Source organism: Gracilibacillus boraciitolerans JCM 21714, assembly GCF_000521485.1.
GTDB classification, from domain to species: domain Bacteria; phylum Bacillota; class Bacilli; order Bacillales; family Amphibacillaceae; genus Gracilibacillus; species Gracilibacillus boraciitolerans.
On record NZ_BAVS01000038.1, the window covers coordinates 1 to 25714 of the forward strand.

Below are 25714 nucleotides of genomic sequence, written 5' to 3' on the forward strand. Positions count from 1 at the left end.
TCATTTGTTTAATCATGGGATAAGTCTGTCTAAAAATAATAAAATTACCATATTTAGGTTATTTCGCTTGCAACTTAATAATAATTTCGCCACTATTTCATGTAAAAACATCATTAGATTAAAAGTAAGACTTGGATCACCGATTTTCAACAAACGATGAATAATTCAGGTTCTATTATAAATCCCAAAACTAATACTGGCAATTATATTGTTAAAGATTGTAAATGGAGTAATTTAATATTGAATGGTAATATTACTAATCAAGCTGTCTTTAATCGTATCTATATTGCAATAGGATTAGCAACTCCTAATAGTTATGATGGAGTGGAATATCCACAAATCATTGGTATTCATACAGATCCAGAAGTGACTATTTCTAATATGTACCCTAATTGATTTAGAAAATTTTTTCCCCCCCTTTTTGAAGGTGTGTAAAGGTTTTCATCACTGTGTTGAAACTATAATATCTACTAAAAAGCTCTACCTATAAAAATGGTGACTCAGAGACAACTATGAGTTGCCATAGCGTCTCTTTCCTTAAAAAAGTGGGATACTGCACCATTCGTCTTAAGAATAATTTACAAAAAGCTTGTCACTGTATGTTTGGGATAAAATGTCCTTCACACGTGAACAATTGTCTTTTTGGGGGGGGCTGGCACCACTATCCTATCCCGGCACCCCTATCCTAGCCCCCCCTTTAATTTTGCTTCCTTTTACTAAAAGCAATTAAACCATCTATTCCAATTGACAAAAAAGATTCTTCATTAAATTCGGACATTCTAGCCTCTAATTTATCTAAGACTTCATCAATTTCTCTGTATAGTCCTTGGAAACTTAATATTTTCTTATCCTTATCTGAATTAAACTTATCATAATAGGGTTTAATGAGCTTATAGATATCTTGTAATATTCCAATGCAGAACTGGTACTTCTTGACTTCCAATATAATAAATTCGCCATACTTACTCTCGTACGATTTAATTCTTTCATTCTCTAGCAGACTAATAATATTATAGTAGTATTTAAAAGCCATCAAATCACTGTTAATTTTAAGTTTATTTTCTTTTTCATTCGTTGGATCCACTATTTGATGTATTAAATCATTGTGACTATTTGGATGAGTTGCAACTACCAACTTATTCAATGTTTGATTCTTATAGATCGCATTGTTGTGAGTAAACTTTACTGCTGAAACAGAATTTAATTGTTCACAACCTTTTTTCACACGCTCATTAGCAAAGTAATTTGGTGATGACTCTGTTATAACTGTTGCTCCTTTTGCTTCAATTAGATATGCTCTATTAGTATATTTATTAAACCCACATAAATCTGGAGATGCTCCTGTTGACAAAACTTCAAACCTTTCATCACCTTTTTTGTCCAAATGATATAATTGTCTAATCTCCAAAAATTCTTGTGCAAATACTTGGGCAAAAGTCATGCCTAAGAAAAAGGCAATCGCTGATTTCTCACTTTTTTCAATAAAACTAATATTTTTTAACTTTAAGCTAGTTGCAGTAGTATCTATGTATGCATCCACTAAGGCTAGTTTCCATTTTAGGACATCTTTTGGAACTTCCTCTAGCCATGGGTTTGTTCCTACTACCACAGCACACCTTCTCACAGTATTTATATTAGTATAATAATTTCCACTAATTTTTGGTTTTCTACTTTTATAATGAGAAAGGCTTTTATAAAAGTTGAAATTTCCCATCATTTTAATTCTCTCCTTCATTAAACCATATCAAAACACTTATTCAATATTGCAAGAAATGAAATATTAAAACATTTATCACTGGTAAATAGTATTTAATGTCGAATTTCCTCCCGCGTAATAAAAAGAGACTCTAGCATAATTACTAGAGCCTCTAATTTGTTCGTAAATATTAACCAAGCAATTGTAATACTGATTGTGGTTGTTGGTTGGCTTGCACTGCCTCAATGTCTTTCGATCATTGGTTAGACTATATCTTCATCCTAAACATTGTTAGGAGCTGGGCACTTCGAACAAGGTTTTCCTTGCCCTACGAACTTCATCGTCATAGCTCACTAGCCTTAGACGGTATGTTCTAGTCGTTGAACCTTCTCCACTCTTTCGAGACAGGAGCTTGGCTGCTGATTATCCATCTATCTTTGTCATTTTCAAACCATTTCGTTTGTCGTTTCCAACTCCGCTTTGGTTGACAAAGTTTAAGGAAGTTCCAGCAATTCACCCAGTGATCATCTTACCCGTTACCAAGTAAGACGCCCGTTCAAATCATTATCCTAGTAGTTGTAAAACTGACTGAGGCATCTGATTTGCTTGAGCTAACATAGATTGTGATGCTTGTGAAAGTATGTTTGCACGAGTCATCTCCATCATCTCTTTCGCCATATCTACGTCACGGATACGAGATTCCGCAGCAGTTAAGTTCTCAGATGAATTATCTAAGTTAGAAATTGTATGATCTAAACGGTTTTGGAATGCACCAAGTTCAGAACGTTGAGACGAAACTCCTTCGATCGCATCGTTAATGACACTAATTGCAGCAGATGCTTTTTCTGATGTAGATACATCTAATGAAAATTCAACATTTTCATTATTTGTTCCATTTGTAACATTGGCTACTTGTACAAATGATGCAACTTCACCATTTTCAGCAACAACTTCTGCACCCGCAGTGTTTCCACTAATTCCTAATGATTCAGATCTCATATCATCAATTTGAATTGTCATACTTTGACCTGAATTAGCTCCAATTTGGAATGAAGCATTAAAAACGTCTCCGTTAGTTTCAGGTTCAAATGCGTCTACACCAGTTGTACCTTCTAATGTTGTTGCACTACCCATCCCAATAATGTTTGCACTTTTGCCACTTCAGCTCCAGCACCATCAACATTAATATTAATCTCATTAGCTCCAACTTCCTTGGATACAATGGATAGTTTACCATCAGCTACAGAAATATCTGCAATGTCTGATAGTTTATTTCCTTCTGAATCTACTGCATTTGCAAATGCATCAATTAGTGCAGTTTGTTGAACACTTCCATCAGTATTAATATTAGCAGCAGTGAAATTTGATTGTAAGTCAGTATCTGCAAGATTAAAATCTTGATCTCCGATTGTTACTGATACATCAGCATCTAAACTTGATAAATCACTGTTTGCTATCGTACCTGATGATATGCTTGACGCCAAACCAGTGCTTGCATCATTTATTTTTACATCTGCTTCAACATTACCAGCTTCACCACCAGTAACAGCCGCAATAGTCACACTACTACCATTAGCACTAACATTTGCGCTATCAATATCTAATTGTGCAATTTCTGTAGCTATTTCTTCTTTAGTTTTCCCTGCTACATCGATAGCAAATTCACTACCTAAAGCTGCCTTCGCTTCGTTTGCATCTGCATAATTACCAGCAGAACTATCGAAGAATCCAATTTTATTTTCAGTACTATACGAAGTAGTTTCACCAATTTCAATTGTTGATCCTTCTGTAGGTACGTCAGAAAAATTGATTACATTAGTAGCTACTGTTTGATCTTGTGCATCAACACCATAAACAGCTTGATTAGGAGCTGCGGTAGTTGCAAAGTCTCCTGAAGGGAATGCAACATTACCATCTGCACCAGCACGATCACCAGTAGATTTTGCTTCAATAGCGAATACACCATCAGTAGCTCCATTCTCTACAATAGACCAATTATCTGTAAATGATGAATCACTATTTAAAGCTGCAATAATATTATCACGAGTATTTGTTGCAGCTGCACCAATTTCATATTCTCCTACACCAGGTGTAGTGCCATTCGCAACAGCTGTTAATTCTATGCCATCAAATGAAAAAGTCTCATCAGCTGCTCCAACATCAACTGTCATTGAATACTTAGCTTGTGCAGCTGTAACAGCTTCGGCTCCTACTGTTACATTTTCTACTTCTGCATTAATAGAACTATTTTTAACAGGTCCACCATCTAATAATTTTTGCGTATTAAATTCAGTAGTATTACCAATACGGTTAATCTCAGAAGTCAAAGCATTCATTTCTTTTTGAATTTCATTACGATCCACAGCTACGTTTGTATCATTTGCTGCTTGTGTTGCTAGCTCACGCATACGTTGTAAAATGGAGTGAGTTTCACTAAGTCCACCTTCAGCAGTCTGAATCATTGAAATACCATCAGAAGCATTTCGGCTTGCTTGATCTAAACCTTTGATCTGAGCACGCATTTTTTCGGAAATCGCTAGTCCTGCTGCATCGTCTCCAGCTTTGTTAATACGAAGACCTGAAGATAGTTTTTCCATTGAGCCTTGCATTGCATTTTGGTTGATTCCCAATTGACGATATGTGTTCAATGCGGGAATGTTGTGATTAATAATCATAAGTATTTTTCCTCCTTGAGAATTGTAATGTTCCACATCCTTGTGGTTGTATACTAATTAGTGAAAGCGGCCGCCAGTCACTGTATTAGTTCCTACTTATACTATCGGTAGATATTACTAGATGTTTAATACTTTTTATCACTTTTTTTAATTAAATCGAATAAGTTTGTCGAAATGTTTGCCGCTTCGTTATTTTCCTGTTGAATTGCCTCATAAATTTCTTTGCGGTGGACTTCAATGGATTGCGGGGGGGCATCGATTCCTAATTTTACTTGATCGCCATCTACCGCTATCACTTTTACTTCGATGTTATCGCCGATTTTGATTGCTTCATTTAATTTTCTGGTTAGTACTAACATATTATGCCTCCTCTTCCTTGGAGGATGTGTTGAAAATTGTTTCTTTTGTTGTGTATTGCTGATTTTTTGTAATATATTGTTTGGCTAGTTTTTCTTTTTGATTGATGACCACTGGTGCATGAAGATTAGCTGTGCTTGTTGTTAAAGGATCTTTTACGGTCACAATTACTAAAACACGCAGATCATTTTCATCTTTAATTGCTAATTGCTTTAGTGTTGTATCATCTAACTTAAATTGATAATCCTTTACAAACAGAAATGGATCAACGACTACAAATGCTGGATCTACAGCGTTTGTTGATTGTAGCACTTGAAATAGTCCACTCTCTTCAAAACTTAACAAAACAAAGTCTTTTTCCTCTGCGAATCCTGGTATCCCTTGTGGAAAATGGATTACTTCTTCCTCTTTCACTGCTATTTCACCAAAATATTTTGTTTCGATTAACATAATTTCACCCTTCTATACTTCCATTTCGAAGTTATTGCCGACAAATTTCACATTGACAAAATCAATATTAATGGAGTTCTCTTGTTGTAGATAAACATCAATACCACCCCCCCGTTGGTAGTTAAATTGATTTTCGGTTGGTTGCGTATGGATGATCGGCTTATTTGCTTTAGCTACTATGTTTACTTCTGCTGGTTGATAATCAAATTTGACCGCATCACCGGAAGGAATCCAGCCGATATTAAATTGTTTTTCGGATCGTTGCCCATTTTGTTTTGCGATGATAGCTAAAGGATTCCCTCCATTTTCAATTTTCATCAACATATCACCTTGACGACGACGTTTTTTAGATCCTTCCATGGCGGTTTGCATCGCTTCATTTGCCATTTTCCGGATCGATTCACCAGTTGGAATAATTCCGACATCTGCTAAGGCTTTGGATTGATCAATGGTTAATTTACCCTTTGTCGTATGGATTTGCAGGTCTGCTTTTGGTTGTTTGATTTCCTGTTTGGCTGGTCCTGCTTCCAGCGATAGTTGAGCATTTTTCGTTTGGATACCGATCCTCGCGTTTTGTTGTTGAATTCGTATTTGAGGCAATTGCATAACGTTTCCTCCTTTGCAGAAAAAGCCTCACCTTTTTATTCAAGGTAAGGCTTTTTAACTTAACGTAAAAAATCCATTAATGTCGGCTGAATCACTCTTGCTCCCGCACTGAGAGCTGCCCGATGGACCGCTTCCTGCGATGTCAGGTTCATGATCACTTTTTCCATGTCAGCATCCTCATTTTTACTCATCATATCCTTGGCAATAACCGCCTGTTCCTGTACACGATTTTCTATCAGGTCAATCCTGTTTTGTCTTGCTCCTATATCTGCCCGTGCATTTACATTATGATTAATGTGTTGATCAATTTCTTCGATGTATTGACCAATTGCTTCGTCATCCGTTCCTTCGCGAAGTGCCTTAGAAAAGTTGGTAATGTCAGTGAACAGTTCCTCGTTAAACACATCATCCGGTTTCACATTAACTCGGATCTTTGTTCCACTTGAAACCTCAATGTTTACTTCCTGCGTATTAATATCAGCAGCGTTCACCAATGTTCCATCATCGTTTAACTGATATGGTTTTTCACTATTGATTCCTGTCGTTCCAGATCCATTAAATATATATTTATTATTTACCTTGGTGTTGGCTAATTCAACCAGATGTTCTTTTAATTGATCTACTTCTGAGGCAATATTTCCTCGCTGTCCTTCTTCATAGGTCCATTAGCACCTTGGACGGCAAGCTCTCTTAATCGTGTTAATACTTTTTGGACTTTATCAAGAGCTGCATCGGAATTGTCCATCCAGTTATGAACTTCGCCAATATTTCTTTCAAATTGTTCTACTTGATTGACTTGTGAGCGATAGTCCATCCCTTTCATAGCAACTACGGGATCATCAGATGGACGGTTAATTTTTTTACCTGTGGAAAGCTGATCCATATATTTACCAAGACTATTGTAACTACTGCTTAGATTTCGCAGCATATTTTGGGTTAACATACTTTGAGTTACGCGCATCTATACTACTTACCTCCCTACTAATCCCATGTTATTAATAATCCGATCTAACATTTCATCCACTGCTGTCATATTTCTTGCTGCTGCATTATATGCATGTTGAAACTGGATCATATTTGTCATTTCTTCATCCAATGATACGGAACTGATTGCCTGTCTTGATTCTTCTACCTGCTGTCTTAAAATTTGTGAATTATTTTGCATGCGCATGGATTCCTGAGCGTTGACTCCCATTTCGCCAATGATGGATTCAAAGTAACCTTTTATCGAACTTTTTTCGTCAATTGTTGGGTCATTAGTTAGATCAGCATCATTATAAGTCACAAATTCTTCCACACGATTCGTATATACATTAGCAAGTCTGGTTGCATTTTCACCATTACCTGAAGAACCAGTATTATCTGCAGTACCATCCCCATCGGTGTCCTCGTTTGTACTTGCGGCAATTTTATCTGTATCAGAAATAATGGCAGCATCTACAGCAATGGTGGAAGCTGTTGTACCTGCAGGATCAAAAAAGTTGACTCCCGTATCATTATTTAAATCATACCCTTGCTGGTGTACCGCATTAAATTCCATGACGAAGTTTTGAACCATTTGATCAAGCTTGTTTAACATGACATTAAATTCCCCTGCAGGAGTACCAGGAGTTCCGACGGTGCCAGAACCATCATCATACTGAAAACCTTCTAAATATCCAGTACCTTCTACTAAAGATTTTAGTTTTCCCTGTAATTGAAATTCATCTGCATATATAAAAGCAGCATCATTGGTCGTATCATTCGTTGTTCCGTTATTGTTATCTGTTATCGTTCCAACAAGATCTACACTTTGTTGTTCCGCCGTTTTATTTGGATCTGGTTCAGCAAAAAACAGTGCTTTAACATTGCCTGTATCGTCAAAGTCTACGAAAACATGATTCACTGCTTGTAAACTACCTGGTGCTGGGGGGGCATCCTTCTTCCCATTGACTAATAGAATTGGATCTCCTTTATGATCAGTAGAATGAAGAGAGATTGTTGCAATCCCCTGTGCAATTGGACTTGGCTGACCTGAGCTCTCCCGATAATCGACATTAATATCCACATATTCCGAGAGTTGATCAACTAAACGATCTCTTTCATCATATAAATCATTGGCCACATAACCATGTGGTTCAATTTTTGCAATTTGTCCATTTAATTGGTTAATTTGATCAATTAAGGAATTGACTGCTTTATTATCGACACCAATTTCATTTTTTAAATTACTGCGGACTTGTTGCAAGGAATCGTTGATATAATTAAAAGCATTCGCGACTGCTATGCCTCGTTCCTTGACAACGGAACGTGCACCAGAGTCTTCAGGGTGCACCGATAAATCTTGTAATGATTTCCAAAATTGATCCATTATTTCGGATAAGCCAGCTTCTGAAGGCTCATTTAAAATGGCTTCCATCTTACTCATCATATCCGCTTTCGTTTCATAAAACCCGACTTTGGTGTTTTCCTGACGAAATTGTTTGTCAATAAAACTATCTCTAATTCTTTCGATTGAACCTGCTTCGACACCACTACCAACCTGACCAGGAATTTCTGGTCTGTTTCTTGACGCCGGTGGATAAGGGGGGGAAGTTGGGCTCATGTTAACACGCTGTCTCGTATAGCCTTCTGTGTTGGCATTGGCAATATTATGACCGGTTGTATATAGAGCAGCCTGTTGTGTATGTAACGCGCGTTTGGCTACTTCTAACCCACTAAAAGTTGATGACATTTTCTTTCCTCCTACTTATGCTTTTGAATCAAAAGCCGATCGTTTTGATGCAGTCGGTTCTGACTGGTTCTTTGACTTACCATAGTTAATATTTTTTATTGATGGCTGCATCATGTCGAGTGATAGCTGGACGAATTGTAAGGATTGCTTGGTTAACTGTTTGTTTAAGTCTTCCTGTCTGCGTATATCCATTAATTGTTCAGCAAGCTTTAATGTAACTTGTTCTAGTTGTTGTTGATCCGCTCCGGTTGTATAGTCTTCGATAATTGTTGATACGGTGATAGCTTTTGGGTCAAGGTTGTTTTCGTTGGCCCAGTTTGCAACTGCATCGATTCGTTTTTGTTCGATTTGGTTAATCGCTTGTACGTGTTTTTGCTCTTGCACTAATAATTTTTGTAGAGCATCTATTTTATTATCTTTTAAGATTTCTGTTTTATTTTGGGAAACCTGCAGTAAGCTATCATGTAACTCAATTAATTTCGTCAGATGTTTGATAATATTCTGAACGGACATACACGTCTGCTCCTTTTCCATTCCATTATGCTTTCCAGAAGTTCAATATTTTTTTCGCTGTTTCCTGTTCATTTACTTTATATTCCCCCCCATTATCTACTTGTTGCTTAATTTCATTAACATAAGCTTGACGAGCGTCTTTTTGCTGCATTTTTAGCGCCTTATCTGAAATTTCTAGTTGATCGGGCTTGAAGGTATGACTTGTTTTTGCTTCTTTGTTGGGCAATTGTGTTTGATTTTTATAGGCATTAAAATTTGATTGATTTGGTCCGTTAATTTTCAAGACCTTTCACCTCTTTTCATGTTCTCACGTAGTATTTATCATCTATATCGGACATAAATGGAAAATGTTTAATTTTCTTTCAGTATATCGGTTTCTATTCGAATTGAGAAGGGGGGGTCGAAAGTAGTAGAATCCTGTCTAATTATATAAAGAAAAAACCCGACATAATGTGGGCTTTTTTCTTTATTACTTCCTCGTAAAATAGGTACGAGCTCTGTTCTTTTCTTCGTTTTCATTGTCTCGTTTCACTTTTTCTATTTCTTGTTGCTGTCGTAGGTCTGAGCTTATTTCATTGGAGCAGCTTGCACATAACTTGCCTTTCGCTATTGGCTCGCCACATCGCTCACAAGGGAAACTCAGATTAGGGAATTGAGTGGAACGCAATCGATTATCCTTAACAAATTGTAGGATAACTTCTTCCTCGACACCTGTCTCATCGACAATTTCAAGAATTGTCGCTTGACGGTTTTCCCGTTTACGTATGTAAGTATATACGATTTCAAACTTTTTATCTTCCTCTTTTATACAATCTCTACAAATAGATCTGGAGGATTTCACAAATAATTTATCGCAACGGGCGCAGTTAGCTAAATCTGCCATGACAAGCACCTCTTTCATCGTATTATTTCTTAAAATTATAGCACAAATTCTAGGTTTAATATACTATCTGATTAATGTAAAACTATACACCTTTGGACATCCTGCCGCTTTTAACTGTTTTGCTGCATGATGAATCGTCATACCTGTCGTATATATATCATCGACAAGAAGCACTTCTTTTTCAAGGGATTTCGTTAATAAAAATGGATTTGTTGTGTTGAGCCGCTCTTTCCTTGATTTCTTCGATTGCTTTTCAGAGAATTGTGCCTTTCTTTTTAGGATAGTTTCGATTGGCCGGTTCCATTTCTTCGCTATCATTTCAGCGATTGCCTCCGATTGATTAAAGGCGCGTTCATACAAGCGCTCTTCCGTTAACGGGATCGGCACAATTGTTATATCTTTAATAGGAAAAAAGGTTGGTAATGAGATGTCGATGTCATGTTGAAAGATCTCTCTTAATTGATAGTCTCCTCGATATTTCCACTTAGTAATCACCTCTTGCATAAATTCATTGTAGCAATAAAGCGAACGATTATACGTAAGTACATGTTGGAAATCTGCTGTTTTATCCCATTGTTCACAATCCTGACAAATACTGTTTTCCTTCATCGCTCGTCCACAACGCTGACATATTGCAGAAGAAATTTTTTCAATTTGATCTGCACATGGTTCACATAATCGGGTCCGATTTGCCTGAAACAAGGTAGACCATGTGACATGCTGTTCGATCACTTCCTGACAATACAGACAATTCATAGCTTTGCCCCCCTTTTTTGTTCATCATATTTATTTGCGCGATTGCTTGTTCGATTTGCTCGGTTTTGCCTGATGAATGAATATAACATTTCCTGTTGGATCATTTGGGCTTCTGCCTGCTCTTCCGGCAATTTGAACCAATGCTGCTTCATCAAAGACTTGATGCCCTGCATCCAATACCACCACATCTACAGAGGGAAAGGTGACGCCCCCCCGCTCTAAAATGGTCGTCGTTATTAATATATCAATCTTTTTTCGCGAAATAAATTTACTTTTTCTTTTCGGTCTGGGTCCCCCCCGGCATGAACCGTTTCAGCTGGACAAAACGAACGAACTTTTTCTAACAGTGAAATCGTCGGGACGAAAATAAGCAATTGACGGGTAGTGGAACGTGTGTTGATAAACTGTTGGAAGGCATGTGGCACTTTTTTTCGGTCTAATTTTTTGCGTAAATGGAATTCGATTTTTTCCTGTGGAATCGGCAGGGGGGATGACCATGGTAACGAATCGGTACAAAGATAGCGGGAAGTTTTTTCCTGGCAATCTTTTTTTGCTGAACCGGTCTGGGTGTCGCGGTTAAATATATTCTAGTGGCATGCTTCTGACAGGCACGATTGGCTAATAAAGGTAGGGTTGGGTCGTGATGAAACGGAAATGCATCAATCTCATCGATGATCATTAGGTCAAATGCTTGTTGATAGCGGATTAATTGATGGGTCGTACTTAAAATCAATTGGCCGATTTCTGTTCGATCAGGTGAATCAGCATACAATGCTTCGATTTCTGTTTGTGGGAAGGCTTGTTTCATTCTTGGCAATAATTCGCGGACAACATCTGCTCTAGGTGTTGCGAGACATACTCGTTTGTTTTCCTTTATCGCAAAGTTAATCGCCGGAAACAGCATCTCGGTTTTGCCAGCACCACAGACTGCCCAAATCAACAGCTCCTGCTGATTCGTTTTTAGCGCTTCCTGAATCGCTTCTGCTGCATGCTGTTGATGCTTAGTTAAGCTCCCGTCCCAGCTACAGGGAGTTTCTTGCGACGTCCATCTTGGTTTTTCACCTTGCCATCGTATCAATTTCTCGCAGGCTAATACTCGACCTGTAGCAATACAGTGACGACAATAGACATGTTCCGTCTGACATCTGGCACAGGGAAGATTCGCAAATAACTGCTGATTATTATTACAGCAGCGCTGACATTGATATCGTTTATGATGTTGAGTAATACTGGGAAGCTCGGCGATTTGATTGTTTTTTAGCAGGTAAGCGATCGTTGGGGGGGTACTTAGCGGAATTTCATGTGGTAACAAAAGTTTTCCAGAAAGGAATTGCGCAAAATTCATCGTTTGCCTCCTTTTTATCATAAGGTGGGCTCCTTTCCCACCTTATGGTTTATACCAGCCGAGACCTAGCGAACCTTCGCCAATATGTGTACCAATCACAGGTCCGAAATAACTAACCGTTACCTCGACGTTTTCAAAACGCGATTCTAATTGATGCTTCCATTCGATCGCCTCTGCTTCACGATTGGCATGGATCACGGTAGCTTGATAGGTACTCCAGTTACAGCGTCTTCTTCAAATAATTGGTTGATCCGTTTCAGTGCTTTTTTTTGGTGCGTATCTTTTCGTATGGAACAATTTTCGTGTTTTCAAAGTGTAAAATCGGCTTAACCTGGAGCATACTGCCAATTAATGCCTGTGTACCATTTAATCGGCCCCCCCCGGTGCAGATGGGTCAAATCATCCGCCATAAAAACGGCACGCATCGAAGCTTTGATCGCATGTAACCGTTGGATAATTGGCTCCGCGTCATGCCCTTGTGCAGCCATTTCGGCTGCTTCTAATACATAAAAACCTTGTGCCATACAACTGATTTCAGAATCGAAAGGATGGACTTCAATTCCTTCCACTATCGTCTCTGCGGTCACAACAGATTGGAAAGTACCACTAATACCACTTGATAATGTAATAAAAATAGCCTGGTCAAAACCCTTAACAGCTAATTCTTTTAATTTTTCGGTAATTAATCCGATAGATGGCTGCGACGTCTTCGGTAATTGTTCGTTCTCTTTTACTTTTTTATAAAATTCCTCTGTGGTAATATCTGTTTCTTCCTGATACGATTGCGTACCAAACACGACACTTAAAGGAATCATATGTATGTTCATTTCATTTCGGATGGTTTGAGGTATATATGACGTACTGTCAGTTATGACTGCAACATTCATGTTTAGATCGAACCTTTCTACTGTGTTTTTCGATTATTACTTCTTAATTCTACCTAATTATTTCTTCGTTGCATAGTCATTATCAAAGGATGATATAGAAAAACAGCGCTAACTGACCGTAAGTCCAGCACTGATTATAGTAATAATTTATAATATTTCTACCCAGCCTTTTTTAATCGACGTAATGACTGCCTGGGTCCGGTCTTTTACCTTCATTTTCTGCAAAATACTACTCACATGGTTTTTAACCGTTTTTTCACTGATATACAGGGATTCTGAAATACCCTTGTTACTTTTACCTTCTGCAAGCAATTGGAGCACCTGGCATTCTCTTCTTGTTAAAAGATGAAGTGGTTTGCGATGTTCAATATTTTTTAATTTCGATAGTGTATTATCAGAATCATATAACGCATCTTCTTCACCTACTAAACGTCGGTACTCTTTAACAAGATTATGCGTTACTTTCGGATGAAGATAGGAACCACCTTCTGATACCACCGTAATGGCATCGATTAGATCATCGGAGTCCATTTCTTTTAACAGGTAACCTTGTGCACCTGATTTTAATGCATGTGTCACATAGTTTTCATCATCATGAATCGACAAAATGATAACTTTAACTCCTGGATACTTTTCTAATAATTCTGCTGTAGCCTCCACGCCGTTTACATCAGGCATGTTGATATCCATTAGTACGACATCTGGTTTGTGTTTTTTAACAAGCTCCAACGCCTGAGATCCATCGTCACCCTCTGCCAGAACATTAAATCCCGTTTCTAACTCTAAAATTCTTTTAACACCTTCTCGAAACAATTTGTGATCATCAATTAATACGATATTAGTAGCCATTATTCATGTCCTCCTATATTCTCTAATTTCCTTTTTAATCTATCTGCCGTTAGAATTGTTGTATTATACGTTTCACTGAACTGTTACTCATCTCTATTAGTATACCTAATTTTTACTATTTTGTATGGATATTTTCTTGGTTCAAGGGAATTTTTATATGAATCTTTGTACCTTGTCCTACTTTACTGTTGATTTTCATGTTGCCATCAAGCATTTCAATCCGTTCCTGCATTCCTATTATACCAAAAGATTTTTCTTTTTTCTGTGTTTGATCAAATCCCTTGCCATTATCTGAAATAATGACAATAACTCGTTGACAGGTTATGTCAAGGTCTACCTTGATCGAATCTGCCTCTGCATGTTTTATCGCATTCTGAATCGATTCCTGAATCAGTCGAAACAGTGCTACTTCATATTGACTTGCCAAGCGGGCATCATGTGATTGTTTATTGTTGAAATAAATATTCGGATGCTTGTCCTCCAAGGTGGATATATATTTCTTAATTGTTGGAATCAAGCCAAGATCATCCAATGCCATTGGCCGTAAGTCATAAATAATCCGTCGTACTTCATATAAAGAGTCGCGAATCATTTTTCTGATACTTCTCATTTCCTTCACAGCACTGTCCATGTCACCTTTTTTATAGGTGCGATCAACAATTTCAGAGCGTAACATAATGTTAGCTAACATTTGAGCTGGACCATCATGCATCTCTCTCGATAATCGACGACGTTCTTCCTCTTGTGCTTCGATTATTTTCAAGCCAAATTGTTGTTTTTCATGGGCATCATGGATCAAATCGGTCACATTTTTGAAGTCTTCGCTTAGGTAATTTAATACGACTGATATTTTTCCTACAAGCCTATCTGCACGTTCTACCATCTGTTCCAGTGATTTCAGGCGTAGTTCCAGTTCATCTCTTCTTTTACGTAATGCTCTTTCCTTATCTCTGGTAACTAGTAGTTCTGATTGATACTGGTGGGCCTCATCATAAACCTTTTTAATTTTCAGTTCTGAATATTGATGAAAGTTTTTACTCACTTCAGACAGTTTTTGTCTGGCAATATTGGATTTCGCTTCTAAATGATCTCCTTCTTCAATAACCGTTCCTACATCGTCTTTCAAAATAGCAAGTTCCTGGTTTAACTGATCATATTCTTTTCGGGAATCCTCAGCAATTTCAAAGACTTCATCCTTGCTATTTTTTACTGTATCTATCATCTCTTCTATAATATAATCTAACGTGCGGTCATTATTTTCCATATAGCAAAACCCTCACTATCTAGTATCCTGTATATAATTCGCTATATATAGTACTTTTTTAGGGGGGGTGATTTTTATTTATTTTTCCCTACTACATTTATTTTACACTTCTTGTTTTGAAAAATACAATTATAACTAGATTGATCAGGAGGATTATTTATGATAAACGAATATTTCACAGTTAATCTCGAAGGCAGTGCTGAACAAATGATCCAAAAGTCCCGATTTATCGGTCACGTTAAACGAGTAACAACCGAACAAGAAGCACAGGATTTTATTCAGTTGATCAAAAAGAGGTACGCAGATGCAACACATAACTGCTCCGCCTATATGATAGGAGAACAGGATCACATTCAAAAGGCGAACGATGACGGGGGGGAACCCAATGGCACAGCAGGAGTTCCAATTCTGGAAGTATTGAAGAAAAAGGCATTGAAAGATACTGCGGTTGTCATCACCAGATACTTTGGTGGTATAAAGCTCGGTGGGGGGGGCGGTTTAATTCGCGCCTATTCAAGTACGGCGACATTAGCTATTGATACGACAGGTGTTGTCGAAAGAATACGTATGCGTAATTTCGAGGTAACCCTTGATTATACTCTACTTGGAAAATTAGAAAATGAAATCAGGCAATCGTCATATTTATTAGAAGAAATTGAATATCTCGATAAAGTAATCATTCACGTGCGTGTCAAAATAGGTGCAGAAAATACGTTTACTGCCTTGATCGCGGATCTAACAAGTGGCAGTGCTGATATAAAAGCAAAGGAAAATTCCTATATAGAAATAGACGTAACCAATCGTTAAGCTATTTCCCAGGAAATACAGACGTTAATGAAACCTACAGGAGCGTTTTAAATCGCTCCTGTAGGTTTACTTATTATCAACTAAAAACAGATTGGCTTGTTTAATTTCATTCGTTAATTGATGAATAAAATCTAGTGAATCTTTGATTTGCTTTCCTTCCGTTTGTTCTAACATTTTTTGTAAAATTGACTGATATACTTCTTGTTCTGTCAAAAACCTCAACCCCTTTACTCTCTTAATATTAAACTATGTTTATTTTTTCTTTTCGTAGCTTGTTAGGCTTGTCATTTTTAATTTTATGGATGATTAGAAGCAGCAATATTGCTAGTATTCCACCAAATCCATCTAATAAAACATCCCCTGCATATGGCGTGCGATTTGGCGTCCAGCTTTGATGCCATTCATCGAATATAGCATACAGAAGAGTGAAAACAAACGCATAAATACGTAAGAACGTCCATCGCACTCTTTTATATGTCTTGTAAAAACAAAGAAACAACAAAAGACATAACACCATAAAAACACCAACATGAGTACCTTTGCGAATAAAGAATTCTATAAATCCCGATATTCCCAACTCACTGACACTCACCGTAGCATGATTGTAGGTAAAGGCAATTGATTGCAAATATGGTTCTAAAAAGGATAAATCGATGGATTGGGACAATAAGGGTTTTATATCTTGGTTCTCGTATGGTTGATCAGATGAATAATAAATCATACCCATCCACAAAAATGGTAATCCCCCAATATATTACTTTCTTCATTACGCAGTAAAACTCCTCTATTTATCTATCATTTTTTCTTATTTTTAAAATTAGTAGAAAACTTCCTATCATTATTACATTTTTTACCTCAAATAGCTATTATTATTTTCTCAAAATAAAAAATAGTCAGTTTCTACTTGGAGTAGCTACTGACTAGTTACGTTATATTTTTTAATATTATTGTTTTTGTTTCCATTTATTAAATTCAAGAAATTCTTGAAATTCCTGTTTGGATACGCCTGATTTCATTGCATCTTGTGCAAGCTTTAACCATTCATCATCTAGATGTTCTCTAAGCTCTTCATCAGATTGAGACATTAACAATTCATTAACGGTCACACCTAAAACCTTACCAATTTTTCCATGACTGAATCGAAGGATTTGATTGTAAGCCACGTTCAATGGAACTTAAATATGATTTAGCTACTCCAGCTTGTTCCGCTACTTCTGATAAAGACATTCTTTTTCGTTTTCTCAAATTCTGTATCTTTTGTCCAATCAAAAAAATCACCTCATTTTCCTTAACAGTTTTCATTGTATGCTATTCGCTAATTTCGTTCTATATAAAGTTACGACTTTTTGTCGAATTATGCAAGTGTTTATGATAATATTTCTTAAATTTACATAAAAACTAGACTAAATACCTAGATATACATTTATCTAAAAGTAATGTAAATGAGTTCCGTTAATCCTATATATCATTTTCCCCCTATTTTTTCGTTATTAAACACGTGCAATAATAACTTCTTATTAGTATAATATGGATAATACTTGATTAAAAGAGGTGTGTGCTTATATGAAAAAAATAGCTTTTCTTTTTGTTTTTGCCGGTCTGGTTCTGCTTGGTATTGGTGGTTATCAATACTTCAAAATCCAGGCAGCTGAAAAGCAGACAATGACGGAAGCAACGGAATTATTAGAGCAATCATCTAAACAGGATAACGATGCGCAGAAAGTAACACCGCAGAACTTTTTTCCGGAGATGGGAGATGCGGTTGGCATCTTGGAAATACCAACGCTGGAAGCAAAACTTCCGATTGTAGAAGGAACTGACCCGGATGATTTAGAGAAAGGTGTCGGACATTATCTCGGATCAGCTATCCTGAACAAAATGATCAGATTGTACTATCTGGCCATCGTGATACCGTTTTTCGTAGTTTAGGAGATGTAAAAGTTGGTGATACCTTCACTGTCAAATTACCATACGGCGATTTTGAATATGAAATGGTTAACTCGAAGATTGTCGATGCAGATGATACCACGATCATTAAGTCAACTGCTCCAGATGAAGAACTTGTGATCACCACATGCTATCCATTCTCCTATGTTGGCAACGCACCTGAACGATATATTATTTATGCAAAACCGATTTATTAAGAGACTGGGACATATCAAATATTTTGCATAACAAGGTCGAATGATGTGATGAATTATGATGTGGATAAAGATGATAATGTTTACTAACTGATGCAGTAATTATGAAATGGTAGTACTACTTACCACTCGCTTCGGCTTGTCCGCTTCCCTTTCCGCGGGTTTTATCCTCAGCTAACTTTGGCAAGCCAAAGTGGATCTTCGGATAAAACATCCCGCAGGAGTTGAAACGGACGCCTACGCTATTTGATTTACTCTACAACGGTTATGACCGATATCTTTTTGAACTTTCTAAAAGAATGATAACTATAAACCTAGTCTGATGATTCGGTATTTCACCGCTTACATGCATTGTAGAATTTGATTTAGCGCAGGCGTCCACTTCGACTCCTGGGGGATCAGCGTGATCTGAAAATCCACTTTGTAAAGCGTTCTTCTTTACAAAGTTAGTTGAAGAGCACGCCCCCCCGGAAAGCGAAGTGGGCAAGCCGAAGCGGTTATTAAGCAAAGGATTCATTTCAAAATGACCACTTTGATCCATAGTTATACCACATCAGTTAGTGCGCATCATCATCTACCTGCTATGCAATTTAAATAGCTGAACGATACCAAATTCTAATTGTAGAATTCGCATCATCGTTCGGTTTTTACTTTTATCTCAGACTCTTTTTTTTTAAGTTTATCTCAAGGGGGAATACTAGAATGAAACGATTATTACTTATTATACTGGCTTGCTTAACTGCTATGCTAACTGCTTGTCAGGAAGAAGAACAGGTTAAGCCGGAAGATCGCTTAAAGGAATACGTGGACTATTGGAATAAACAAGACTTTGAAAATATGTACCCCATGACAAATGACGCCAACAAGGAAAACTTCGATCGCTATAAAATAATTTATGACGATATTAAAGTAAATGATTTAACTGTAGATTTCCAAATACCTGAGCCTGTTGAAGGAGAGGAAGAAGTAAAACTAGAAGATTTGGAACAAAAGACCTTTCCGTTACAGGTCAGTATGGAAACCATGGCAGGTCCTATTTCCTTCGAAACAGAAATAGAAATGGTGAAAACCATTGAGGTTGTAGAAGAAGAGGAGAAAATCAACTGGTTAGTCAATTGGCATCAGGGATTGATTTTTCCAGAGTTAAAAGATGGTGGATTAGTAAATATCTCAACGATTGAACCTGAACGCGGACAAATATTTGATCGAAATCAAGAAGGATTAGCGGTGACGGAAGGCATTTATGAATTTGGCATAGAACCTCAGTTATTTACCGAGGGACAGGAACCAGAGCAAAAAGAGGCGATTGCAAAAGTTTTAGACATCTCCATAGAAGAAATTGATAAGGCAATGAATGCAAGCTGGGTACAGCCAGATTATTTTGTCCCATTAAAAGTGCTACCAAATATGAATGCGAATTTGGAAGAGGCATTGAGTTCAGTTGCGCCTTTTAAATTCCAAACTACTACTGGAAGAGTTTATCCCTTAGGCGAAGCTGCTGCACATCTTATTGGTTATGTTGCACCAATCACTGCGGAAAAATTAGAGGAAGTCGATCGTGATATTTATTCTGAGAATGATATGATTGGCTACCGTGGATTAGAAGAATTATTTGAAGAAAAATTACGTGGAGAAAAAGGCATGCAAATTACCGTTGAACAAGAAGGAAAAGATTCTGTGATGTTAGCAGAAAAAGAAGTAAAAAATGGTGAAAATGTCAACTTAACAATTGATATTAATGTGCAAAAAAGTATATTTCAGTCTTTAGATGGTGATGCTGGTGTTGCCTCTGCCATCGACCCCCCCGCTACCGGAGAAACATTAGCATTGGTAAGCAGTCCATCGTTTGATCCGAATGCTTTTGTCTATGGCTTAAGCGGAGAGCTATGGAATGAGTGGCAGGAAGATCCGAAAAATCCCTTATTAAATCGCTTCAGCGCCACATTTGCTCCAGGTTCTGCTTTTAAACCGATCACAAGTGCAATTGGTTTAGAAAGTGGTGCAATCGATCCGAATGAAGGACTTACGATTAACGGACTGACATGGCAAAAGGACGGCTGGGGGGGTAATTATTCCGTTCGTCGAGTGTCAGAATCTAACGGTCCAGTTGATCTGAAGGATGCGCTCGTTCGTTCTGACAATATCTATTTTGCCCAGCAAGCATTAAAGATGGGTGCAGAAACATTTACAAATGGTTTAAAACAATTTGGAATTGGTGAAGACTTCCCTTTTACCTATCCAATCGAAGCAAGTACGATTTCTTCTGATGGCTCATTAGACAGTGAAGTGTTATTAGCTGATACTAGCTATGGCCAGGGTGAAATCGAAATGAGTGCGTTACAGCTAGCAACCAGCTACTCTTTATTCCTTAATAAGGGCAATATGATTAATCCGATCCTGTTAATGAGGATGAAAAAGGCCAAACATGGAAAGAAGATTTATTGTCGGAGGAAAATATCAATATTATTCGCGATGCCTTACGTGCAGTTGTAACGGATGGTACAGGTGGCGGAGCGAACGTCAGCGGTTTAGGTATTGCTGCTAAGACAGGTACGGCAGAATTAAAACAGACCATTGATGAAGAAGGCGGCGCAGAAAACGGCTGGTTCGTCGGCTATCCAGAAGATGGCAGTATGATTATCTCGATGATGGTCGAAAATATTGAAGATAAGAGTAATGGCAGTGGCTATGTAGCAGAGAAAGTAGGCAACGTCTTTTCAGAGATTAAATAGATAAAAGAGCTAGCTATCATAGTGATGGCTAGCTCTTATTTTATTTAGGTCACTTTTTGATCGATTTAGGTCACTTTTTTTGATAATTGGGTCACTTTTTAGAATAATCAGGCCACTTTTTGTGCTTTTTAGGTCACTTTTCCACATAATTAGGTCACTTTACAAATAATCAATCAGATCAATATGTTTATAATATGCTCCTTTAGTTTTCCCTATACAAATTAATGGAGAACGATTCAATATTTTTTTGATAAGATCTTGCGAAGCTACTTGCAAAAATTCTCTAGCTAGCTTATTCGTAATTCTATTTTCCGTTAATAGTGCTAGCTCGAATAACGTTTGCAGATGAGCATTTGCACTCCTTACACCACAAAGTGGACATTGCCAACGCATTCTATCGCGTTTCATCGCATATTGCTGGCAATGCGGACAGCGCACTCCTTTGATAATATCCTCCCAAGCTATTTCGTACTTTTCTAAAATTGGAAAAAAAGCTTCTTTATGCTGATTAGTCAAAAAAGATGCGATCTGCTGATTTTGAGAGCAGGAGATTTCCGCGTAATGATTGGATGCGAGTTTTTCTATAAATGAAGGAATGGCTTGGGCTATCATAATACGATGACGTTCGGGGTAATCATGGAGTTGTAATTCAGCATTACGATTAACAAACACAGCTGCTGTATATGTAGGTAGCTGCTTGATATTTTGTGATAATAAAAAATTGCGTAAATGCACGTACTGCCGCTCTACTTGAAATAAAGGGTCTGGAAAGATATTTTTTGTATCATCTTTTTCACGGATTAGTTGGCGGGAATGTGGATCAAAATAGATGGTGCCAGTAATATTTTTCACTTCTAAGAGGATGCGAAAACCTAAACCAAGAACAAGCCAATCAATTTGAAAAGGGTATTGTTTTTCTATACGCAGTCCGTTTAACAATTGCAAGTCGGTTAATTGAGTTTGATGTAGATAATATTCGAGGTTTGCTTCTCCTGTTTGGCCTGAATCAAAGCGCCGATATCGTTCATAAATCATCGGGTAAAGGGGGGGATGATGCTCTGATAATCTCTGTAACAATGCTTCATGCTTAGATAATTTTATGGAGGATGGTGGTATCATTTGTCCTCTCCCTTCTACTTCATATATTTTAAAAGCACAGCAAAAATCTACTGTGCCTTTGATGATTATAATTTAACTACTTTCCCCCCCGTTTTACTGCTTTCGTATACGGCATCCAGTACTTTCATTTGCTGCTGCATACTTGTTACGTCATATGTTAAATGCTGATTGTTTAAAACAGCATTAGCGAAATCTTCTACCATTAAGGTATATTGATCTCCTGATTCTTCATAGATTTCTACCGACGAGTCATCTTTCACCACATGAATTTCTCCGGTCATGTCTTCATTTGTGTCTGGACGATAGGCTGATGTCACGGTAATCGTTCCTTTTGACCCTACCACTTCATATGTCTGACGCGGGGCACAATCAAAGCTAGAGTCAAATGACGTCACGATGCCATTATCAAAATTTAACGTACCTGTCATCGTCATATCAACTTTAAATTCTGGGTGGTAGTTAGCACTCGCATATATAGAAGATGGCTCCTGACCAATAATATTGCGAATCGCATGTAAATTGTAACACCCAACATCAAACATTGAGCCTCCACCTAATTGATTGTCCAGACGAATATTGGAGCGATCATCTAGATAGAAAGAAAAGCTTGCACGCATAAAGCAACATCGCCGATCATGCCTTGATTAATCAGTTCTTTTACTTTTTGATGCTGTGGATGGAATTGATACATAAACGCTTCCATAAATACAACATTATTTTTCTTACATGCAGACACCATTTCATCTAATTCTGCACTTGTGATCGCTACCGGCTTTTCACATAGTACATGTTTTTTCTTATTAGCAGCTGCAATAACCCATTGCTTGTGCAACGCATTTGGTAAAGGGATATAGACTGCTTGAATTTCTGGATCATCTAATAATGCTTCATAACTGTCAAACGTTCTTGGAATATTCAATTCTTCTGCTGCTTCTTTTGCGGTCTGCTCATTTCGACTTGCGATTGCCACAACTTCTCCATTACTTGAACGTTGGATCGCAGGAATCACCTGTGTCCTACCTATTCGTGCTGTACTTAGTACTCCCCCCCACTTTAACTTTTCCATTATTCTTCACCCTTCTTTTTATAACGTTTTCATTGCGCCGCCATCTACTATAAGTGTTTGTCCAGTGATATATGTATTTGCTGGAGATCCTAAAAAAAGGATAACTTTCGCAAACTCGTCTGGTTGTCCTATTCGACCGAGTGGCACCTGCTCACCAGCTCTTTTCAATCGTGTTTCAACAGATTCCTTTGAGTTTTGCTGATTGAAAATATCACGGATACGATCCGTTTCCATCGTACCGGGCCCGACCGAATTGATTAAAATGTTATCTGCCGCAAATTCCTGTGACAGACTTTTGGAAAGACCCACAATAGCCGGACGAAAAGTATTAGACAATACTAAACCGTCTATCGCTTGTTTCATGGAGCTTGACGTGATGTTAACGATCCGTCCAAATTGCTGTTCTTTCATCTTAGGAATCACTGCTCTGGTGGTCCGAATAATATTCATTAGTAATAATTCAAAAGCGTGCTGCCAGTCGTTATCATTAAAATCATGAAATGTTCCGGCTGACGGGCCTCCTGCATTATTAATTAAAATATCAATCGTTCCTATTTCATCCACCATCTCTTTGATGTCATTACTTTTTGTGAGATCACAGACAACGGAACTTACCTGAGTATTGCCCGTCTCTTTGATAATTTCCTGAGTGGCTTGGTCTAATTGCTCTTTATTTCTACTTGCAATGTATACTTGTGCGCCTTCTTCTGCATAGATTTTAGCACACGCCTTACCCAAACCTTTACTTGCTGCTGTGACGAGTACTTTCTTTCCCTTTACTTTTACATCCATGGCACTCCTCCTCATAATTCTATTTTACGAGTTATGCGATTACATTGGCAAGTATCAGGAGATTAATTTAAATTATTATATGTAAAAAAGTAGCAGAAGCCTTAGCAACTGCTACTTTACCATTACATTTCCTTTAAGGTGGTGGTATATAATTGGAATGTCTCTATGTTTTTTTCATCTAAGGCTCGATCAATTAATCGTAACAGGTTACTTCTCTCCAATTCCATGATGACATGATCTATATTATCTTTCTTTACCTCTGTCTGAGGCATTATCATATATGGACTAAGAATAGAAGATAAATGTTGTTGGAAATCTTTGACCTTCATTAAGTCAGCCAAACTAATTCGACGATATTGTTTCCCTTTTTGAAAAACAAAAACAGCATCTTTATTTTCTATCTTTTGTGTACCGCGATTTATTCGGATTTCACGTGCCTCAAGGGGGGGAACAAAATGATAAACCTCTCCATCCATCATTAATGAAAAATATTGATAAGCTAAGACCACCCGAATGTATTTATCTTCTTCCTTTACGTAATATGGTTTTAACATTTTCACGGAAAGCAAGTTCAACACCTCCTCAAAAATTCACCACGCATTTTTCTTTAAAAAGATATATCACTTATTTTACATCATATGCAATAAATAAGAAAGCGTTTCCAACTATTTTATAGAAAGATTTTTTTATATTGCAATAATTTTGATTTTTTATAACAAAAGTCGACATGGAAACAGATCACTTAATAAGGTATACTTGAAAATAGATTTCTTGAAGGGGGTTATTTTGACATGAAACTATCGAAGTTACGTTATCGCTTATTTGGTCGCAGAGTAATTAAGACGGCATTAGCTGTATTTCTAACTTCATTAATTTGCGAAGCGATTGGCTGGCCCCCCCCTGTTTTTGCAGTAATTACTGCAATTGTAACCATTGAACCAACCGTTGCTGATTCGATTAAAAAAGGTGCCGTACGTTTTCCAGCCTCTGCAATTGGTTCTGCCTATGCCGTGTTATTCATCTTTCTATTTGGGGATTCTCCGATCACATATACACTAGCTGCACTATTTACGATTATTACCTGCTATCGTTTAGGTTTACACGTAGGGTTGCTTGTTGCGACCTTAACTTCCGTTGCGATGATCGAAGTCATTCACGCTAATTTTATTTTTTCTTTTATTATTAGACTTGGGACGACAACTATAGGTTTGCTTGTGTCTACATTAGTTAATATGTTTATACTTCCACCTAATTATACGAATAAAATAATGACAAATATGACTGATCTATTAAAACGAACGGGTGACGAACTGGAGATCATTGTAAAACAAGTAATTGAAAAAGGGGGGGAGCATGCTAGTAAAAGGATAGAAATTGATCAGCATTTCACTAAATTAAAAAGCACGTTAGACCAAATAGATACGTTATTACATTTTCAAGCGGACGAATCAAAATATCATCGTTTAGATCCAGACACTAAACGTATTTTTGATTATGAACAAAAAAATATAACGCGATTACGACTGATTCACTATCATATCGGTAACTTAATCAATTTGCCGACACAGCATGTTTGTTGGTCACAGCAGGAATGTAGTGAAATTGAGCAAATAGTTGAAACTTTGGTAGATTTCATGAGATATCCAGCACATTACAAGGCAGCCGCCTATCGACAACAAGTAAAACAATTAATGAATCAATTTTGGGAAAGCAAACGACCTGTGGAAGATTCCAAATCGACTCTTTTTACACCAGAAGTCATTATTTTATATGAATTATTATCGATCTATAACATAGTAGAAGAGATTTTAGTAAGTGAAAAAGAGATGACTGAGCAACAATCTGTCTATTCCTAGATAAGAAAAACCGGGAAAGCCCGCCCGGTCCTTTTATTGACAAAGATTAGTTGTTAAATCATATAGACGCAATCAATGAGTAACGGCGAATGAAAGTGGTTATTTTGACATGGGTTATATGCGTAATAAACGCTACGGCTTGCCCACTTCGCTTTCCAAGGGGGCGTGTCTTCAGCTAACTTTTGTAAAGAAAAGCACTTTAAAAAA

The 25714-nt window shown here is 37.4% G+C and carries 26 protein-coding genes and 7 pseudogenes; 5 read left to right on the forward strand and 28 right to left on the reverse strand.

All coding sequences use genetic code 11. The features are described 5' to 3' along the window. Positions 1–240 precede the first annotated feature (240 nt). A complete protein-coding gene (locus JCM21714_RS20265) occupies positions 241–396 on the forward strand; it encodes a hypothetical protein (RefSeq protein WP_158413544.1) in 156 nt (51 codons plus the stop codon). A 301-nt stretch (positions 397–697) separates the two neighbouring features. On the opposite strand, the gene JCM21714_RS15750 is transcribed toward JCM21714_RS20265, so the two are convergent. The 19 genes and pseudogenes from JCM21714_RS15750 to JCM21714_RS15825 all read right to left on the reverse strand — a co-directional run bounded on the left by JCM21714_RS15750 (position 698) and on the right by JCM21714_RS15825 (position 14994). Continuing rightward, entirely contained in the window at positions 698–1717 is a 1020-nt protein-coding gene (locus JCM21714_RS15750; protein WP_035725771.1) for a hypothetical protein, read from the reverse strand. Between the two features lie 543 nt (positions 1718–2260). Then, positions 2261–2512 (reverse strand): annotated as a pseudogene (locus JCM21714_RS24915) (flagellin); the annotation flags it as partial. 296 nt (positions 2513–2808) lie between these two features. Beyond that, positions 2809–4371 carry a flagellin N-terminal helical domain-containing protein gene (locus tag JCM21714_RS23365; RefSeq protein WP_305037903.1) on the reverse strand — a complete coding sequence of 521 codons (1563 nt, stop codon included), beginning with the start codon at positions 4369–4371 and terminating at the stop codon, positions 2809–2811. Positions 4372–4496: 125 nt separating this feature from the next. Continuing rightward, a complete protein-coding gene (gene csrA / locus JCM21714_RS15765) occupies positions 4497–4730 on the reverse strand; it encodes a carbon storage regulator CsrA (RefSeq protein WP_035725774.1) in 234 nt (77 codons plus the stop codon). Between the two features lies 1 nt (position 4731). Continuing rightward, the gene (gene fliW, locus JCM21714_RS15770; RefSeq protein ID WP_035725777.1) at positions 4732–5178 is read right to left on the reverse strand and encodes a flagellar assembly protein FliW; all 447 of its coding nucleotides are present in this window, start codon (positions 5176–5178) and stop codon (positions 4732–4734) included. Positions 5179–5190: 12 nt separating this feature from the next. Next, a complete protein-coding gene (locus JCM21714_RS15775) occupies positions 5191–5784 on the reverse strand; it encodes a DUF6470 family protein (RefSeq protein WP_035725780.1) in 594 nt (197 codons plus the stop codon). Between the two features lie 59 nt (positions 5785–5843). Further along, a pseudogene (gene flgL / locus JCM21714_RS15780) lies at positions 5844–6745 on the reverse strand (flagellar hook-associated protein FlgL). A gap of 9 nt (positions 6746–6754) precedes the next feature. After that, positions 6755–8497 carry a flagellar hook-associated protein FlgK gene (gene flgK / locus JCM21714_RS15785; protein ID WP_035725782.1) on the reverse strand — a complete coding sequence of 581 codons (1743 nt, stop codon included), beginning with the start codon at positions 8495–8497 and terminating at the stop codon, positions 6755–6757. A gap of 15 nt (positions 8498–8512) precedes the next feature. After that, the gene (locus JCM21714_RS15790) at positions 8513–9010 is read right to left on the reverse strand and encodes a flagellar protein FlgN (protein ID WP_035725784.1); all 498 of its coding nucleotides are present in this window, start codon (positions 9008–9010) and stop codon (positions 8513–8515) included. A gap of 25 nt (positions 9011–9035) precedes the next feature. After that, on the reverse strand, positions 9036–9293 hold the full coding sequence (locus JCM21714_RS15795) for a flagellar biosynthesis anti-sigma factor FlgM (protein ID WP_035725787.1): 258 nt from the start codon (positions 9291–9293) through the stop codon (positions 9036–9038). 186 nt (positions 9294–9479) lie between these two features. After that, positions 9480–9893: a TIGR03826 family flagellar region protein gene (locus JCM21714_RS15800; RefSeq protein ID WP_035725790.1), complete on the reverse strand. Its 414-nt coding sequence runs from the start codon at positions 9891–9893 to the stop codon at positions 9480–9482. Between the two features lie 63 nt (positions 9894–9956). After that, complete coding sequence (locus JCM21714_RS15805) at positions 9957–10649, reverse strand: ComFC family protein (protein WP_035725792.1); 693 nt, start codon at positions 10647–10649, stop codon at positions 9957–9959. After that, a complete protein-coding gene (locus tag JCM21714_RS22315) occupies positions 10646–10822 on the reverse strand; it encodes a hypothetical protein (protein ID WP_235182966.1) in 177 nt (58 codons plus the stop codon). The genes JCM21714_RS15805 and JCM21714_RS22315 overlap by 4 nt, the downstream gene beginning before the upstream one ends. Continuing rightward, positions 10818–10913, reverse strand: a pseudogene (locus tag JCM21714_RS24505) (hypothetical protein); the annotation flags it as partial. The pseudogene JCM21714_RS24505 and the gene JCM21714_RS22315, both read right to left, overlap by 5 nt. Next, positions 10886–11074, reverse strand: coding sequence for a hypothetical protein (locus JCM21714_RS22325; protein WP_235182967.1), 189 nt, complete (start codon positions 11072–11074; stop codon positions 10886–10888). The pseudogene JCM21714_RS24505 and the gene JCM21714_RS22325, both read right to left, overlap by 28 nt. A gap of 11 nt (positions 11075–11085) precedes the next feature. Continuing rightward, a complete protein-coding gene (locus JCM21714_RS22330; protein WP_235182968.1) occupies positions 11086–11994 on the reverse strand; it encodes a DEAD/DEAH box helicase family protein in 909 nt (302 codons plus the stop codon). 42 nt (positions 11995–12036) lie between these two features. Next, positions 12037–12881: pseudogene (locus tag JCM21714_RS15815) on the reverse strand (DegV family protein). Between the two features lie 147 nt (positions 12882–13028). Then, positions 13029–13730: a response regulator transcription factor gene (locus JCM21714_RS15820; RefSeq protein WP_035725794.1), complete on the reverse strand. Its 702-nt coding sequence runs from the start codon at positions 13728–13730 to the stop codon at positions 13029–13031. Between the two features lie 115 nt (positions 13731–13845). After that, positions 13846–14994 (reverse strand): sensor histidine kinase, encoded by a 1149-nt coding sequence (locus JCM21714_RS15825; protein WP_035725798.1) that lies wholly within the window; start codon positions 14992–14994, stop codon positions 13846–13848. A 159-nt stretch (positions 14995–15153) separates the two neighbouring features. On the opposite strand from JCM21714_RS15825, the gene JCM21714_RS15830 reads away from it, so the two are divergent. Then, positions 15154–15801: a YigZ family protein gene (locus JCM21714_RS15830; protein ID WP_035725801.1), complete on the forward strand. Its 648-nt coding sequence runs from the start codon at positions 15154–15156 to the stop codon at positions 15799–15801. A gap of 66 nt (positions 15802–15867) precedes the next feature. On the opposite strand, the gene JCM21714_RS20270 is transcribed toward JCM21714_RS15830, so the two are convergent. The 3 genes and pseudogenes from JCM21714_RS20270 to JCM21714_RS15840 all read right to left on the reverse strand — a co-directional run bounded on the left by JCM21714_RS20270 (position 15868) and on the right by JCM21714_RS15840 (position 17070). Continuing rightward, on the reverse strand, positions 15868–16014 hold the full coding sequence (locus JCM21714_RS20270; protein WP_158413545.1) for a hypothetical protein: 147 nt from the start codon (positions 16012–16014) through the stop codon (positions 15868–15870). 28 nt (positions 16015–16042) lie between these two features. Further along, positions 16043–16528 carry a VanZ family protein gene (locus JCM21714_RS15835; protein WP_052000814.1) on the reverse strand — a complete coding sequence of 162 codons (486 nt, stop codon included), beginning with the start codon at positions 16526–16528 and terminating at the stop codon, positions 16043–16045. 217 nt (positions 16529–16745) lie between these two features. Beyond that, positions 16746–17070: pseudogene (locus tag JCM21714_RS15840) on the reverse strand (helix-turn-helix domain-containing protein). A 294-nt stretch (positions 17071–17364) separates the two neighbouring features. Here JCM21714_RS15840 and srtD point away from each other — a divergent pair. Then, positions 17365–17945: pseudogene (srtD, locus tag JCM21714_RS15845) on the forward strand (class D sortase, LPxTATN-specific). Positions 17946–18207: 262 nt separating this feature from the next. Here srtD and JCM21714_RS15850 read toward each other — a convergent pair. Continuing rightward, complete coding sequence (locus JCM21714_RS15850) at positions 18208–18483, reverse strand: hypothetical protein (RefSeq protein ID WP_035725804.1); 276 nt, start codon at positions 18481–18483, stop codon at positions 18208–18210. A 296-nt stretch (positions 18484–18779) separates the two neighbouring features. On the opposite strand from JCM21714_RS15850, the pseudogene JCM21714_RS15855 reads away from it, so the two are divergent. Further along, positions 18780–20674, forward strand: a pseudogene (locus JCM21714_RS15855) (penicillin-binding transpeptidase domain-containing protein). Positions 20675–20833: 159 nt separating this feature from the next. Here the strand turns inward: JCM21714_RS15855 and JCM21714_RS15860 are convergent. The 5 genes from JCM21714_RS15860 to JCM21714_RS15875 all read right to left on the reverse strand — a co-directional run bounded on the left by JCM21714_RS15860 (position 20834) and on the right by JCM21714_RS15875 (position 24229). After that, positions 20834–21793, reverse strand: coding sequence for a nuclease-related domain-containing protein (locus tag JCM21714_RS15860; RefSeq protein ID WP_035725807.1), 960 nt, complete (start codon positions 21791–21793; stop codon positions 20834–20836). A gap of 65 nt (positions 21794–21858) precedes the next feature. Next, the gene (locus tag JCM21714_RS24510; RefSeq protein WP_369403635.1) at positions 21859–22410 is read right to left on the reverse strand and encodes a Gfo/Idh/MocA family protein; all 552 of its coding nucleotides are present in this window, start codon (positions 22408–22410) and stop codon (positions 21859–21861) included. Continuing rightward, positions 22383–22859, reverse strand: a complete 477-nt coding sequence (locus JCM21714_RS24515) for a Gfo/Idh/MocA family protein (RefSeq protein WP_369403636.1) — start codon at positions 22857–22859, stop codon at positions 22383–22385. The genes JCM21714_RS24510 and JCM21714_RS24515 overlap by 28 nt, the downstream gene beginning before the upstream one ends. An 18-nt stretch (positions 22860–22877) precedes the next feature. Continuing rightward, positions 22878–23651, reverse strand: a complete 774-nt coding sequence (locus JCM21714_RS15870; protein ID WP_035725809.1) for an SDR family oxidoreductase — start codon at positions 23649–23651, stop codon at positions 22878–22880. A 122-nt stretch (positions 23652–23773) separates the two neighbouring features. Beyond that, the gene (locus tag JCM21714_RS15875; RefSeq protein WP_439644494.1) at positions 23774–24229 is read right to left on the reverse strand and encodes an IDEAL domain-containing protein; all 456 of its coding nucleotides are present in this window, start codon (positions 24227–24229) and stop codon (positions 23774–23776) included. 213 nt (positions 24230–24442) lie between these two features. On the opposite strand from JCM21714_RS15875, the gene JCM21714_RS15880 reads away from it, so the two are divergent. Then, positions 24443–25507 carry an FUSC family protein gene (locus JCM21714_RS15880; protein ID WP_035725815.1) on the forward strand — a complete coding sequence of 355 codons (1065 nt, stop codon included), beginning with the start codon at positions 24443–24445 and terminating at the stop codon, positions 25505–25507. Positions 25508–25714: the final 207 nt, after the last annotated feature.

What these genes read in the sequence shown, in the direction of transcription:
- JCM21714_RS15750 (WP_035725771.1), bottom strand. Translation starts at nt 1,717, where the DNA reads ATGATGGGAAATTTCAACTTTTATAAAAGCCTTTCTCATTATAAAAGT.
- JCM21714_RS23365 (WP_305037903.1), bottom strand. Translation starts at nt 4,371, where the DNA reads ATGATTATTAATCACAACATTCCCGCATTGAACACATATCGTCAATTG.
- csrA (WP_035725774.1), bottom strand. Translation starts at nt 4,730, where the DNA reads ATGTTAGTACTAACCAGAAAATTAAATGAAGCAATCAAAATCGGCGAT.
- fliW (WP_035725777.1), bottom strand. Translation starts at nt 5,178, where the DNA reads ATGTTAATCGAAACAAAATATTTTGGTGAAATAGCAGTGAAAGAGGAA.
- JCM21714_RS15775 (WP_035725780.1), bottom strand. Translation starts at nt 5,784, where the DNA reads ATGCAATTGCCTCAAATACGAATTCAACAACAAAACGCGAGGATCGGT.
- flgK (WP_035725782.1), bottom strand. Translation starts at nt 8,497, where the DNA reads ATGTCATCAACTTTTAGTGGGTTAGAAGTAGCCAAACGCGCGTTACAT.
- JCM21714_RS15790 (WP_035725784.1), bottom strand. Translation starts at nt 9,010, where the DNA reads ATGTCCGTTCAGAATATTATCAAACATCTGACGAAATTAATTGAGTTA.
- JCM21714_RS15800 (WP_035725790.1), bottom strand. Translation starts at nt 9,893, where the DNA reads ATGGCAGATTTAGCTAACTGCGCCCGTTGCGATAAATTATTTGTGAAA.
- JCM21714_RS15805 (WP_035725792.1), bottom strand. Translation starts at nt 10,649, where the DNA reads ATGAATTGTCTGTATTGTCAGGAAGTGATCGAACAGCATGTCACATGG.
- JCM21714_RS22315 (WP_235182966.1), bottom strand. Translation starts at nt 10,822, where the DNA reads ATGCAGGGCATCAAGTCTTTGATGAAGCAGCATTGGTTCAAATTGCCG.
- JCM21714_RS22330 (WP_235182968.1), bottom strand. Translation starts at nt 11,994, where the DNA reads ATGAATTTTGCGCAATTCCTTTCTGGAAAACTTTTGTTACCACATGAA.
- JCM21714_RS15820 (WP_035725794.1), bottom strand. Translation starts at nt 13,730, where the DNA reads ATGGCTACTAATATCGTATTAATTGATGATCACAAATTGTTTCGAGAA.
- JCM21714_RS15825 (WP_035725798.1), bottom strand. Translation starts at nt 14,994, where the DNA reads ATGGAAAATAATGACCGCACGTTAGATTATATTATAGAAGAGATGATA.
- JCM21714_RS15830 (WP_035725801.1), top strand. Translation starts at nt 15,154, where the DNA reads ATGATAAACGAATATTTCACAGTTAATCTCGAAGGCAGTGCTGAACAA.
- JCM21714_RS15835 (WP_052000814.1), bottom strand. Translation starts at nt 16,528, where the DNA reads ATGGGTATGATTTATTATTCATCTGATCAACCATACGAGAACCAAGAT.
- JCM21714_RS15850 (WP_035725804.1), bottom strand. Translation starts at nt 18,483, where the DNA reads ATGGATCAAAGTGGTCATTTTGAAATGAATCCTTTGCTTAATAACCGC.
- JCM21714_RS15860 (WP_035725807.1), bottom strand. Translation starts at nt 21,793, where the DNA reads ATGATACCACCATCCTCCATAAAATTATCTAAGCATGAAGCATTGTTA.
- JCM21714_RS24510 (WP_369403635.1), bottom strand. Translation starts at nt 22,410, where the DNA reads ATGCGTGCAAGCTTTTCTTTCTATCTAGATGATCGCTCCAATATTCGT.
- JCM21714_RS24515 (WP_369403636.1), bottom strand. Translation starts at nt 22,859, where the DNA reads ATGGAAAAGTTAAAGTGGGGGGGAGTACTAAGTACAGCACGAATAGGT.
- JCM21714_RS15870 (WP_035725809.1), bottom strand. Translation starts at nt 23,651, where the DNA reads ATGGATGTAAAAGTAAAGGGAAAGAAAGTACTCGTCACAGCAGCAAGT.
- JCM21714_RS15880 (WP_035725815.1), top strand. Translation starts at nt 24,443, where the DNA reads ATGAAACTATCGAAGTTACGTTATCGCTTATTTGGTCGCAGAGTAATT.